Annotated in this window: 12 protein-coding genes; 1 reads left to right on the top strand and 11 read right to left on the bottom strand. The window is 41.8% G+C overall.

Annotated elements, in window-relative coordinates; all coding sequences use genetic code 11:
* Window positions 1-25: 25 nt before the first annotated feature.
* The 11 genes from PQ456_RS09670 to PQ456_RS09620 all read right to left on the bottom strand — a co-directional run bounded on the left by PQ456_RS09670 (window position 26) and on the right by PQ456_RS09620 (window position 13,969).
* Window positions 26-784, bottom strand: coding sequence for an SDR family oxidoreductase (locus PQ456_RS09670; protein ID WP_273615920.1), 759 nt, complete (start codon window positions 782-784; stop codon window positions 26-28).
* Between the two features lie 391 nt (window positions 785-1,175).
* Complete coding sequence (locus PQ456_RS09665; RefSeq protein WP_273615919.1) at window positions 1,176-2,009, bottom strand: LutC/YkgG family protein; 834 nt, start codon at window positions 2,007-2,009, stop codon at window positions 1,176-1,178.
* Complete coding sequence (locus tag PQ456_RS09660; protein ID WP_273615918.1) at window positions 1,999-3,537, bottom strand: LutB/LldF family L-lactate oxidation iron-sulfur protein; 1,539 nt, start codon at window positions 3,535-3,537, stop codon at window positions 1,999-2,001. Before PQ456_RS09660 ends, PQ456_RS09665 begins: the two co-directional genes overlap by 11 nt.
* Window positions 3,534-4,262, bottom strand: coding sequence for a (Fe-S)-binding protein (locus PQ456_RS09655; RefSeq protein WP_273615917.1), 729 nt, complete (start codon window positions 4,260-4,262; stop codon window positions 3,534-3,536). Before PQ456_RS09655 ends, PQ456_RS09660 begins: the two co-directional genes overlap by 4 nt.
* Window positions 4,263-4,501: 239 nt before the next feature.
* On the bottom strand, window positions 4,502-5,260 hold the full coding sequence (locus tag PQ456_RS09650; RefSeq protein ID WP_273615916.1) for a DeoR/GlpR family DNA-binding transcription regulator: 759 nt from the start codon (window positions 5,258-5,260) through the stop codon (window positions 4,502-4,504).
* A gap of 20 nt (window positions 5,261-5,280) precedes the next feature.
* Window positions 5,281-6,756: a rhamnulokinase gene (rhaB, locus tag PQ456_RS09645; protein ID WP_273615915.1), complete on the bottom strand. Its 1,476-nt coding sequence runs from the start codon at window positions 6,754-6,756 to the stop codon at window positions 5,281-5,283.
* The gene (gene rhaI / locus PQ456_RS09640) at window positions 6,753-7,967 is read right to left on the bottom strand and encodes an L-rhamnose isomerase (protein ID WP_420540650.1); all 1,215 of its coding nucleotides are present in this window, start codon (window positions 7,965-7,967) and stop codon (window positions 6,753-6,755) included. The genes rhaB and rhaI overlap by 4 nt, the downstream gene beginning before the upstream one ends.
* A 653-nt stretch (window positions 7,968-8,620) precedes the next feature.
* The gene (locus PQ456_RS09635) at window positions 8,621-10,690 is read right to left on the bottom strand and encodes a bifunctional aldolase/short-chain dehydrogenase (RefSeq protein ID WP_273615913.1); all 2,070 of its coding nucleotides are present in this window, start codon (window positions 10,688-10,690) and stop codon (window positions 8,621-8,623) included.
* A gap of 360 nt (window positions 10,691-11,050) precedes the next feature.
* Window positions 11,051-11,773: a ThuA domain-containing protein gene (locus tag PQ456_RS09630; protein WP_273615912.1), complete on the bottom strand. Its 723-nt coding sequence runs from the start codon at window positions 11,771-11,773 to the stop codon at window positions 11,051-11,053.
* Window positions 11,774-11,812: 39 nt separating this feature from the next.
* Window positions 11,813-12,757: an oxidoreductase gene (locus tag PQ456_RS09625; protein ID WP_273615911.1), complete on the bottom strand. Its 945-nt coding sequence runs from the start codon at window positions 12,755-12,757 to the stop codon at window positions 11,813-11,815.
* 51 nt (window positions 12,758-12,808) lie between these two features.
* Window positions 12,809-13,969, bottom strand: a complete 1,161-nt coding sequence (locus PQ456_RS09620; protein ID WP_273615910.1) for a Gfo/Idh/MocA family protein — start codon at window positions 13,967-13,969, stop codon at window positions 12,809-12,811.
* A 182-nt stretch (window positions 13,970-14,151) separates the two neighbouring features.
* Between PQ456_RS09620 and PQ456_RS09615 the strand changes: the two genes are divergently transcribed.
* Window positions 14,152-14,313, top strand: a complete 162-nt coding sequence (locus PQ456_RS09615; protein ID WP_204824426.1) for a hypothetical protein — start codon at window positions 14,152-14,154, stop codon at window positions 14,311-14,313.
* Window positions 14,314-14,400: the final 87 nt, after the last annotated feature.

The raw sequence follows: 14,400 nt of genomic DNA, 5'->3' as shown, positions 1-14,400 counted from the left end.
TATACAATAGGCAATAAAGTATTACTTATAATATCTGCGGAGAAGCTTTTTGACCATTCATATTTTGAAATATTTCATCCAATTCAGCTCGTGAAGCCAGACGGGATTTCTCTGAGCTACCGTAACCTACTTCCACTTCACCTGCTTCAATTCGCTCCATAATACTATCTGCAAATTCGTCTACAGGCACACCCCAATCATGTAATCCTACTCCACCGAGATCGGTATTTACGCCAGGTGGTATAATCTCGACTACATCGATCGGTGAACCTAATAATTGTTGACGCAACGATAAGGTAAACGAATGTAGCGCTGCTTTGGTTGCGCAGTAGATTGGTGCAGACGCCTTAGGCGAGAATGAAAGCCCTGAAGTGACATTGATAATAGCCGCATTTGTCTGCTGGCGAAGATGAGGTAAAAATAATGTCGTCAAATGAATCGGTGCATCCAAATTGATCGCTAATTCTTGACGATGAGCTGACCAACTAATTTGCGTATCTTGCATTGAAAAATTACGCTGTATGCCTGCATTGTTCATAATCATATTTAATTTTGGGAACTCGGTTAGCACACGATCTGCCAGTCCAACACGATGAGCTTCTTCAGCGATATCGGTTACGATCGTATGTAATGCCGGGTATTGTTTTTGCACATCTTCCAACCACTCTTTACGTCTTCCGCAAATAATAACAGTATTGCCCAGTGCCATAAATCGTTTGGCAAAAGCCAAGCCAATTCCTGAAGCTCCACCTGTAATTAATATTGTATTTCCTGACATTTTCATCGTATACCCCTCCATCTATTTATAAAAATAGGACTTCTATTCATATACCCATTTTTACACAAACGATAGCTTAAATAGGATAAAACCGTTCAAAAATAAGCTATTATTGGGATGGAGTGATACCGTCAAGCCCTTATACTTAGTGATTTAATATCTTCGCATTTTACGCCAAATGATCTATTTAAAATGACTAAAGGAGATGCCAATAATGAAACAGCACAATCGATCTCACCGTCAAAAATGGAAGATGTTTTGGATAGTTCTATTATGTATTTTGGTGTTATTTGTACTGATGGGAGTTTATCAGTTTATCTTTGCTATATAAAAAATACTGACTACAAATAACTGTAATCAGTACTTTTTATATACATATCTAGTTATCAGCGATTCGTTAGTCGATAGATTCAATCAACAACGTATACACAATACCCGGGCCATGTACACCGATCGTTAGTTCATTTTCAATATCCGAAGAACGGCTTGGGCCTGAGATAAAATGAATACCCGCGGGTAGATGTTCTCTGCCTTTCGTATCCCATGGTAGTAATAGTTCACCTAACCGTGTATGCAGTCGATCTATAGGGAGTAGGATTATACAGACTGTCGGTAATAAACTCACTGATCGACCTTGTAATTCAGAAGATGTGACCATAACTGTGCCTGTATAAGCGGCGGCTCCATCTGCGAATACAACCCCAATATCAGCTTCGGCGGCTCGTGCTTTCCATGCTTCTTCTGGATGGCTATTCCATGCTGAAATCTGCACATTCGGTAAGCGTTGTTCCAGTGTTAATGCTTGCATTTCCGGTAATTGCTGGCGAACAATATAACGGGCTTTGAGCAGATGACTCTGGTCTGCAATAAAAGTGCCTGCTTCTTCCAACGACTTCATCTGTAAGACATTGCCACCTACTTCGGTAAAATGCTTGGTGAATTTTTCGATCTTTTCAGCTTCATCCCAGTTGAAATCATGCCAGAAATCCGGTGCACCGCGAAAAGGATGTGAGGGTGCTTCTTGAATGCGTGGACGCTGTAAACGATCAGCAATATGATTCATAAACGTCTGCTGTTTGGATTTGGACTTTTGTTCTAATTCGTTAAGCCAATCTGCTTGTGGTGATATAGGTTGTGCAGGATCAGATGTAAGATGAGAACTCACAGGATTGGGTATAACTACTGGTGGCTTACTAGAAGAAGGAGTATGTGATGTATCTTTATTGGTCATGCGATACCCCTCCTGTTCGACTTGTATGCTTGCCATTTTGACGATCTGCAAGTACCTGTTCCATCCGCTTCTGTACAGCAGGTTCTATTATTTTCGGTTGACGTGCAGTGTCTGTCGATAGTTCTTTCCATTGATCGCGGAAAGAATGATCGGCTAATGTGGGTGCTACTCTGTACGTATTCCATCCTTTTAAAGGGCCTAATTTGAGTGTAATGCCTTTGTTATGCACTAACGGTTTTTGAGCGATTTTACCGAGTCTCATTGCCATAGCGAACCGTTTGGAATTCGCCATAAGAGTTGCGAACCCTTTCATGCCAAGTGCTTCAAGCTTATCGCCATGACCCCGTTCCACTTTGCGTCGTCGTAATGAGACAAGCATATCATGGAGCGGAATTTTGACAGGGCAAGCTTCATAACAAGCACCACATAGACTGGATGCACTGGCGATATCGTCCCACTCTGCAACATTTTTGTTAAGTGCAGGTGTTAAGACTGCTCCGATCGGCCCACTATATGTTCCACCATAAGAGTGACCACCGATCTGACGATATACAGGACAAACATTCAGACAAGCCCCACAGCGAATGCAATTTAGCAATTCTTGAAATTCAGGATCACCCAATTGCTGAGAGCGACCATTATCTACAATAATAATATGCATTTCTTCCGGTCCATCGGCATCTGCTGTCCGCTTCGGGCCACTGATTCCAGACATATACATCGTTAAGCGCTGTCCTGTAGCTGAACGGGGCAGAAGTGTAGCCATCACTTCAAGATCCGCCCATGAAGGTACGATCCGCTCCATACCCATCAAAGTAATTTGTGTCTTGGGAACCGTCGTCACCATCCGAGCATTGCCTTCATTTTCAAATAACACCATAGAACCGGTCTCTGCAATCGCAAAGTTACATCCGGTCATTCCAATATCGGCTTCTAAAAATTTCTGCCGTAGTTTGCGCCGTACATACCCTGCTAGAATCGTAGTATCCGGTTCTAATGTTTCCCCGGCATCTTCAGATAATAATTCTGCAATCTGATAACGATTTTTGTGAATAGCTGGAATAACGATATGCGAAGGCCCTTCACCGGCTAATTGAATAATGTACTCTCCTAGATCACTTTCAATCGCTTCGATCCCGGACAATTCAAGCGCGCGGTTAATATGCACTTCTTCGGATACCATCGATTTGGATTTGATCACAGACTGCGCTTCTTTATGCTTGGCAATGGTCATAACAATGTCGGTAGCTTCTACTGCATTATCTGCGAAATGGACATGGACTCCATGACTACGAGCATTTTCTACAAATAGATTCAGATAATAATCCAGATGAGCAATCGTATGCAGACGAATCTGTCTACCTCGCTCACGCCACTCTTCCCAGTTACCATGTTCGGTAGATGCTACTTTTTTACCACTACGTAGACGATCGGTTGTAAAACGAACGGCATTGCGTAGAAAATCATCATTCAGCGCGATATCTGCCCGTTCTTTCACTGTTCCACGTGTCGAAGATGCTGGATTCATCGTATATTCACTCCTTCATATAGAAGTTCTGCGAGGTGCATCACTCGCACATGTTCACCACGATGCCTAAGATTGCCTGCTATATTCATCAGACATGCCATATCAAGACCGACCAATACTTCAGCTTCTGTTTCTTTGATATGATCGACTTTCTCTGTCACCATAGCACCTGAGATATCTGCCATCTTCACAGCAAATGTCCCTCCAAATCCACAGCAATCTTCCGCAAAAGGTAACGGCACTAACTCTAATCCTTGTACCTGATGTAACAATGCAATCGGTTCGTCTTTGATCCCGAGTAGGCGGCTACCATGACAGGACGGATGATACGTAACTTTGTGAGGAAAAGCTGCTCCGATATCGGTAATTCCTAATACTTTGACTAGAAATTGTGTAAATTCATATGTTTTGCTTTCTAGCTCATGGGCTAATGCTAGATATTCAGGTTCGTCTTTGAATAATTCAGGATAATGATGGATCATATACGTACAAGAACCGGATGGAGATACGACAAAGTCGCTAGATTCAAACGCTTTCAAAATCGTGCGTGCTGCTGTTCTCGTCTCATCCCAATATCCACTATTGTAAGAAGGCTGACCGCAACAAGTCTGCACTGGAGGGAAATCAAGCTGGATACCATGTGCAGCCAATAGACGTACCATCGCTTCACCGACTTTGGGATAGATTGCATCACTCAGACAAGTAATAAATAACGATACTTTCAATCTGCACACCTCTTTCATTTATAAATAAGATGACAGCCATATCGTCTACGACTGCCATCTGTTATTTACATATCTATGCGCTATTGCTACCTATACTTGTATCTTGTTGTTATTCATATCTTTGTTTGTATCCATGCTATATTTTCGATATCAATAACGTCATTTTATTAGACAACAGACAATCGTGTATTTTTACTGCCTCATCCCAGGCTAATTCCGTTTGTATAATATTAGCTGTATCAAACTACCGTAACATTGATCGATTGTTCTTTGAATTGGTCGATGACAGCAGTAGATAGACGACGGTCTGTGATCAATTCGTGCACTTCACTAAGATCCATCACATGGGTGAATGCTTGTACACCGAATTTACTTGCATCCGCAAGCAAAATCACTTTATCCGCCATACCAACCATTTTCTGCTTCACTCGTCCTTGCATTTCATTAGACTCGCTAATGCCACGTTCAACATGAATCCCTTTGCAGGACAGAAATACTTTATCTACATAATACGTATCCAGTGAACGCTCAGCTAACGGCCCGACAAAAGACAATGAACGTGACAATAACAATCCACCTGTCGAAATGACATCTATCTTTTCTTTATTGCTAAGTTGAGTCGCCACACGAATCGAATTGGTCAGTACCGTTAATGGAATATCTGGTAGGCTTTCTGCCATATACCATGCTGTTGTACTGGCATCCAGTATAATGCGATCTTGCGGTTGAATAAGCTTAATCGCTTCTCTAGCGATACGCCGCTTTTCTTCTGCATATGTGATCTCACGTTCTGAAAATGGGGTCTCCGGTTGTTCATCTTTGACACTGACTGCGCCACCATGGGAGCGACGTAGTAATCCTTGACGTTCCAGTCGATCCAGATCACGCCGAATCGTTTCTTCGGTCACCTGACACTGCTCACTGAGTTCTGTTACACGCATACTTCCTTTTTCATTGACCAGTCTTACAATCATATCGTATCGTTCTGCCACCAACATATCAGCCACACTCCGTATCGTTATTGGGTAGACACTGTAATCAATCGCAGAAATTGCCCGTACGCTTCTTCCCAAGCTTGTACCTGCTCCGGTTCATAGATTTCGATAGGAAAAGAATGACGGATCACTGTTCTTGCTTCCTGCATGTTTTTGAATGTCCCCTGTGCTATCCATTGTACCGCTAAATTGCCAATTGCGCTTCCCTCCGCAGGCCCCGCCCATACCGGACGACCGATTGCATTCGCTGACCACTGGCATAACAGTTTATTTTGGATACCGCCACCTACCATATGCAATCCTTCAAAAGTGTTACCTGATAATTGCTCGGTAAGTTCCAGCACATAGCGATATTTCAAAGCTAGACTTTCAAAAATACAGCGTGTAATCGCTCCATACGTATCTGGTGGTTGCTGACCCGTCTGGCGACAATACTGCCGAATCCGTGAACGCATATCACCTGCATGAAGAAACAATACATCATCTGGATCGATAAGAGCGGCAAAAGCTGGAGCTTGCTCTGCATCATGAATCCATTGTTCAAATGAATAGTGATGTCCTTCTCGCTCGGCTTCTCGCTTCACTTCTTGGAAAATCCATAATCCCATAATATTTTTGAGCAAACGATAGGTGCCGTAAGCGCCGCCTTCATTAGTAAAATTCCATTGCATCGCTTGTTCTGTAATCACAGGTTCACTGACTTCTGTACCCATCAGCGACCATGTGCCACAACTCAAGTAAGCAAAATCTTTCGATACAGCAGGTACAGCTACTACAGCAGAAGCGGTATCATGCTCGGCTACAGCCGTCACAGGGATCGACGGGATGCCTAGATCAACCATCAATGATGAGCGTAAGCGTCCTGCCGATGCTCCAGGTTGAACTGGTGTGCTGAACCATGAAGCTGGAATACCGATACTGGATAACAATTTGCGATCCCAATCCCCCTGTCTAGCATTAAAAAGTTGGGTTGTTGTCGCATTCGTAAATTCATTGATCATTTCACCAGTTAGAAAATAACGTAATAAATCAGGAATCATCAAAAAGCGCTCGGCTTCACTCAGTAAAGGTGAATCACTCTGACGTAATGATGCTAACTGATAGATCGTATTAAAAGAAAGAAATTGAATCCCTGTCGTCTGGAAAATAGCACTCTGAGATAGATGTTCCTGTACTTTCTCCATCACTCCATGCGTATGCCAATCTCGGTAATGATAGGGATTGCCTAATAATTCTCCATGTCGCCCGATCAATCCATAATCGACAGCCCATGAATCGATGCCAATACTATCTGGCAACATATGCTCTTGCTTGGCAATCATCAATCCTTGCTGAATTTCATGATATAGACGCAAAATATCCCAGTGTAGACGATCGCCTACTTTGACCGGTTCATTAGCAAAACGATGAATTTCTTGTGTCACGATCCGGTTATCGGTCAGTCTGCCAATAATCGCTCGTCCACTGCCTGCTCCTAGATCATAAGCAAGGATACTCACCAGCTTGCACCACCTTTGCCTCTCGCTAGAATCGATTGACCGTAATGATCAGCCATATATGCTTTCATCGGATCAACAGGAACACCTATCTCTTCGCGAATCGAATGTAACAATGGAGTGACGTCAAATTCAAATGCTTTACGTACCGCATCTTCTGCTCCAAGCACATCGCCTTTACGTTGTGCTTCGGCAACTTCTTGATGATCGATCAACAGCGCTTTGGCATATTGAGTCTGTACATTCATCACCGAGCGAATCATGGCAGGAATTTTGGATTCAATATTATGCGATTGGTCAATCATATAGAGCATGTTATTAACGGTATCGACTAATTTCTGTTCCTGACTATCCAGTGCATCCAGAATCTGATAAAAGATTAAAAACAGCTCATACGGATTCATGGTACCGACAACCAGATCATCATCTGCATATTTATAACTGTTAAAATGAAATCCTCCCAAGCGACCTTCATCAATCAGATACGATACAATATGTTCGACATTGGCTCCGGGTAAATGATGACCGGTATCCACTAATACTTGTGCTTGCTCTCCTAATTTGAGCGATAAATTGTACGCCATGCCCCAATCGGCTATATCCGTATGATAAAAAGCCGGTTCAAAACATTTGTATTCAATCAGCATCCGCATATGAGGATCTAGCACTTTGTACATTTCTTGTAATCCTTCTAGCATCCAGTGTTTCCGTTGACGAATACTGCCCTGACCGGGATAATTCGTTCCATCTGCGAACCAAAGGCTGAAATCTCTCGATTTGGTTTCTTTGGCGATATCGACACACTCTTTTAGATGAGCAATAGCTTTGTTACGGACAGCAGGATCTGCATGAGTCACGCTACCTAGCATATAATCTTCATCTTGAAACAGATTCGGATTGATTGCTCCGATCGTAATTCCCAGACTTTCTGCATGACTTCGTAACTTGCTGTAATCATCTACCTTATCCCATGGAATATGAATGGCAACGGATGAACAAGCACCTGTTACTTTGTGCACTTGAGCCGCATCTTCTAATTTTTCAAACGGCGTCCGAGGCACACCGACTTTTTGAAATACTTTGAAACGAGTTCCTGAATCTCCATATCCCCATGAAGGGGTTTCGATTTGTAGCGCTTTCAATCTTGAACGGACAGTGGTCAGGTCGATTCCGCGGGACTGTTGCTGTGCTTCAAATAAGGTGTAGGCATTCATCATTTGTGCTCCTTTGGCAATTTTATGGGTAGGTATCTATGGTGGGGGGGGGGACCGCTATGGGAATACAATTGTTCTTGTCGTCGCTGTTGAAGTCATATCCCTTTGATTTCCGCTTTGCGGTAGGGATATGGCTTCAAAGGCGAGCGCGGTTTATGCTTTCGAAGTAGCTTTCTGCGAAAGCTTTTAGCTCTTTCAGAACTATTGTATTCCCTCCGCTCCGAGAGGTGAGATACCTATCAAGTGAAGATTTTAAAGGTTAGGTTTTCGGGTAGCTAATGTTACTTTATTGGGAGATCATCTAGAGTGTTTGGAGTACTTTTTTAGCATAGGATGTTCATTTAATCATTGGAATGATTATCTGATTAATTTTATATTTTTGTTTTTTGTTTTTTTGATCTTGATCTTGATTTTGAGTTTGAGTTTGATTTTGATTTTGATTTTGGCTATTTTTTAATCATTATGATCGGGATGCAATGATGATAATAAGTGTGAGTAAAGAATTCTTATGATATAGATGATTTATGATTTCCATATTATACCTATTGTTGAATAATAGAAATGAGTTTATTGATAGTTGTGATTTGTTTTGTATTTTGTATTGTAATTTTTATTGCTTTTGTTTAGTATCTTCTATTTCTTTCTAACAAAGATTATCGGGTAAATGCGGCTGGGACGCCGCCGTCGATGGTTAGCATACAGCCGGTTGTTTTTTCGGCTTTGGATGAAGCAAAGAATGCGATGCCTTCGGCGATATCTTTTGGATAAATATTGACGAGCAATGTGGTGCGTTTGCGGTAATGTTCTTCTAATTGATCGGGTTCGATGCCGTATGCGGCAGCACGTTCATTGCGCCAGTTGGAATTCCAGATGGCTGATCCTTGTAAAATAGCATCTGGCAATATCGTATTGACACGAATACCGTATTCTCCACCTTCTGCGGCGATACAGCGGGCAAGATGAGCTTCCAATGCTTTGGCAGAGCTATAAGCAGTTACACTTTTTCCTGCATAGATCGAATTTTTGGAACCAATAAATACCATGCTTCCGCCTAGTGCTTGTTCTTTCATTATTTTGAATGCTTCGCGGGCAACTAAGAAATAACCTGTGCCCAATACATTCATATTCAGATTCCATTCTTTAAGCGTTGTCTCTTCAAATTTACTAGAAGTGGCAAGCCCTGCGTTGTTCACAATAATATCGATTCCACCGTAATGGATTGCTGTCTGAGCATAGGCTTGTGACACTTGCTCTTCGCTTGTTACGTCCATTTGTACTGCTAAAGCACGATGTGGTCCGTATTGTTGATTGATTTCATCGGCTACTTTTTGCGCACCTTCTAAGTTCAAGTCTGCCAATACTACATGCGCGCCTTCGCTTACAAGGCGACGAGCCGTTTCACTGCCGATTCCTCCTGCTCCACCTGTAATCAAAGCAATCTGACGTGAGAACTCTGTTTCCGCAGGAGCAAGTGATAATTTGTACAATTCCAAAGGCCAGTACTCTACATTATATGATTCTGATTCACTTAGGGACACAAATTGTCCAAGTGAAGTGGCTCCACGCATTACTGCAATCGCACGATGATAGAGTGCTCCACTTACCAAAGACATTGCATGACTTTTGCCAGTATTGATCATGCCGATTCCTGGAATTAAGATAACACGCGGAGCGGCTTCAAACATCACATCGCCTTCATGTGCATTCTGTTCAAAATAAGCTTGGTATTTCTTTTTGTAATCGTCAATTCCTTGGATAACAGCTTGTTTGAGTCCTTCACTGTCCTCAGCGCTTGGTGTCCAATCAATAAATAGTGGTGTCATTTTGGTATGTACAAGATGATCGGGACAAGCTGCTCCTACTTGAGATAAAGAGTGAGAATCGTTGGCGTTTACAAAAGAAAGTACATCTTCTGCATCATCAAAAGTTAAAATCATGCGTTTACTGTCACTGACTGCTCCGCGAACTGCTGGCATAATGTGAGCTACCAGTTCATGACGTGTATTGCTCTCAAGCGACTGCACTTTTTCGCCGCCAAATAAAGGTTGTTCTGATGCTTTTTGCTCGATATATAGAGCTGCTTTGTTAATCATTTCGATTGTTTTGGCATAACATTCTTCCTGTGTTTCTCCCCATGTGACCAGACCATGCTTTTCCATCAATACCAGTTCAGCATTTGGATGATCCAGTACGCCTTGAGCGATCATTTTAGATAATGTGAAGCCCGGACGAATATAAGGAACCCATACAAACGTATCTCCAAAAATTTCTTTAGCAATTTCTCGACCATTATCTGCACAACACAGACTAATAATCGAATCAGGATGGGTATGATCCACATGTTTAAATGGTAAAAAGGCATGCAGTAATGTCTCAATCGATGGACGAGGTGCTTTGGCATCAATCATACAATTCGCAAGATAAGCAACCATTTCATCATCAGGCATCTCTTCTTTTTCAAATAATGGACGAATATCATCAAGTCGTAATCCTGTAAAATGCTTGGCTTCCATCGATGCCAGATCAGAACCGCTACCTTTTACATACATCACTTCAATCTCACGACCTCGAAAATCGGTAGTGATTTCTTTACTAGAGGTATTTCCGCCACCCCAGTTACATACACGACGATCTGAGCCAATCAGGTTAGAGCGATACACCAGTTGATCTACACCTTCTTTTATGTCTGCAACCTGCTGTGTGTTCCACTGATTCGGTATCATGATATTCCTCCATTGATTTATAAAGTTTGGATAATGATTTGAATATGTTTGTTTTGCTTTGATAGGAGTATATCATCTTTGAATACGTTTGAAAAGTTATAAAACAAAAATAAACGGATTTTAAATTCATTTTGTTAACGCTTACTCAAAATATTACAGAAAATAAACCAATATAATAAAGATTCCTTTATAATCGATTTGCAGATAAAAAGCCATTGTATGTGCGTCAGTTATTGCTCTTAACATAAATAGAGTAATATGCTGATCAAGCACCTTCTACAATGGCTTCATAATATTATTATAAATTTGGTACATCTATTTTATTGATTAATAATGCTTCCTTGCATATTACTACAGCGTTTACTGACTATCTGCCATACCTGAATACAATTGACCTGTAGTATTGGTGTCTGCATTTGCTTTTGTTTTGCCATCTGCTACCCATAGTAATCCACGACGCATCATTTCTTTGACAGGCGGCATACCTACAATATCCGCATGATGACCGAGCGAATTGTAATATACTCTTCCTACACCCCATCGTTTGGTCCAAGCCACAGGCATCTGTACCTGACCGTTAAGTCGATGTGGCCCGTCTACGATTGGAAATGTAGTTGTCGCTAACACTTCTACTGCAGGATCAATATGCAGATAATATTGCTCTGATGTCACTTGAAAATCGGCAATCCCTTCGACAAGCGGACTGGAACTTGATTTGATATTAACGGTATATTCTACTCCATCATTTCCCGGATGAGCAACCCATTGACCACCTGTCATGAACTGCCAATCGACATTTTTACGAAAAGCATCGCACATTCCTCCATGACAACCAGCAAGCCCTGTACCTTGTTGTACCGCAGCAGAGACATGATCCACTAATTCTTGTTCAATATCATCCATTGTCCATACCGGTACAATGAGATCAAGTCCAAGTAATTTATCTGCGTCTCTAAATGCTTCTAGATCATTAGCAAGCTCTACCTCAAATGAGGCTTCCTGTAGCACATCTGCGAATATTCGGGAGACTTGTTCTGGCTCATGTCCATCCCAGCCACCCCATACAATCAATGCTTTTCTCATCTTTAACACTCCTTAGTCGTCTAATGGATCGTGCCAAAATTAAGACAGTGTTGCAAATTCAGGTTGCTTCCATTCATACTGAACGCCTGTTAACGATTCAGATATTGTCCATAATCGCTGAGAAATATCCGCTTGATACAGCTTATCAATATGATCATCTAATTTGGGGTATCCTTTACGTCCACCTTTGCCATCCGGTCCTACATATTCTCCGCCATGAATAGTTGGAGAGGTTGCCGCATACAATGTAGGCAATGCGCCCATCAAAGCTTTTTGTCCAAATGAACGAGATAACAGTCCAAATATGCCACTGACTGGCTTGCCTGAACCGCGTGAAGCCAGATTAGTATGCGTGAATCCGGGATGGCAAGCAACACTAATCGTATCGACTTGATTCTGGGCTAGACGCAACTGTAATTCGCGAGCAAATAACATATTTGCAAGCTTGCTTTGACTATAAAATTTGAAAGAACGATAACCTTTGCTACCATCCAAATTATCAAAATCAATCTTGCCTGCATACGCCGCTATACTACTTAACGTCACAATACGAGCATGAGGTGTAGCTAACAATTGAGGTAATAATAAGCCAGTCAATGCAAAATGCCCTAAATGATTGCTACCAAATTGCAATTCAAATCCATCCTGTGTACGGCTATAAGGAGGCATCATCACACCTGCATTATTGATCAAAATCGATAATTGATGATGATTTTGTCTGAACTCTTCTGCAAAATGACGAATACTCGCTAACTCGCTCAGATCTAGACGCATCAATTGTAATTTGGCGCTTGGATGAACATTCTGAATCGCTTGAAGTGCTTTTTGACCTTTTTCATAATTGCGTACAGCCATCACAATCTCTGCGCCCCGACCAGCCAGTATAGTAGCGGCTTCATAACCGATACCACTATTTGCGCCTGTAATCACGATTGTTTTGCCTTGCATGTCTGGCACTTGTGATTCATCCCAGTGTGTAGTCATTGAATGTCCCTCCTTTATATCGCTATCTTTTGTTACTTGACTGACATTGCGTTACATATCGGCGATATCGATCCAGCGACGTTCTTCTATCGAACGCTCAACCGCTTCTAATACCGCCTGACATTTCACCCCATCTTCAAAATTCGGTGAAGCTTGTCGTTCTTCTGTAATAGCATTCATCAGTTCTAACATTTCATGAATAAACGTATGTTCAAATCCAATCGTATGTCCGGGTGGCCACCATGCATCCATATAATCATGTACAGCATCTGTCGCTACTACCCGGCGGAATCCCTGTGTATCTGCTTCATCAGAGGTGAAATAAACTTCCAATTCATTCATCCGTTCAAAATCAAATTTTACACTTCCCAGACTTCCATTGATTTCAAATGAATTGGTCGAACGATGCCCTGCTGCAAATCGAGTCGCTTCAAAACTTCCTAAAGCTCCATTTACAAATCGACTCATAAATAACGTAGCATCATCAACAGTCACTTCACCTTGCGGGCCATCTTGATTTCCTTTTGCACTTAACCCTGTCATTTCAGTAGCTAGCGGTCGCTGCTTGATAAAAGTCTCACTCATACCGATTACTTCTTTCATATCGCCTACTAAATAATGAGCAAGATCTATTAAATGAGCACCCAGATCACCATGCGACCCGGAGCCAGCAATTTCTTTTTGTAGACGCCAGACTAAAGGGAAATGGGGATCAAGCAACCAATCTTGTAAGAACCAGGCGCGAAAATGATGAATCTTGCCCAGCCGTCCACTATCGACTAGCTTTTTCGCTAAACGTACTGCCGGGGAGAAGCGATAATTAAACCCGATCATATGCACAATGCCTGCTTGCTTCGCCGCTGCTAACATTTCGCGCGAATCGGCAAGAGATAATGCTAACGGCTTCTCACAAAAGATATGTTTACCCGCTTGTACTGCTGCTAACGCAATTTCTTTGTGCATATTACTAGGTGCATTAATATCAATCAGATCGATATTAGGACGAGCGATTAAGTCTTGCCAGTCTGTGACATGCTCTGCCCAACCAAGTTGCTCTGCTGCTTGCTCTACTTGCTTGGAATCCCGACCACAGATTACAGACATATGAGGCTTGGTCGCTTGTGGAAAAAACATCGGCAGACTGCGATAAGCATTACTATGCGCTTTCCCCATAAATTTATACCCAATCATACCAATATGTATATCTTTCATCTGATCTCCTCCTTAGAAATATAACGCTTTCATAAATAAGAATATCAATAATTCATCTAATTTTATTATGGCAGAATCCATAGTCGATCACAATCCAATCCAAAACAATGTTTGTCCGAAGCGATAACGGGTATATATAAAAAGGAACACTATACTGATTTCATTTCGAGGAGGAGTTAACCATGACAGAAGAAAACAAACAACCCGAAACTCATTCAGAAGATACACTGATGGAGAAAAAGAGAAAAGAGGATGGCTCCAATATCGAACCGCAAGCCGATGAATGGACAGCCAAACCTTCTCCAAAAGCAGCTGGAGATGACGATAAAACTGAGAAAGAGTAATCTTTGTCAGAACTCTTTTTAATCTAAATCGAATATGGTAGAGTCAATCCTATTTTGATTTTATAGAGTATCATTAGTAAATATAGA

Origin of the sequence: Paenibacillus kyungheensis (genome assembly GCF_028606985.1) — a bacterium.
GTDB lineage: Bacteria > Bacillota > Bacilli > Paenibacillales > Paenibacillaceae > Saccharibacillus > Saccharibacillus kyungheensis.
The sequence above is the reverse complement of the archived record's forward strand: the minus strand, read 5'-3'. Positions and strand labels throughout refer to the sequence as shown.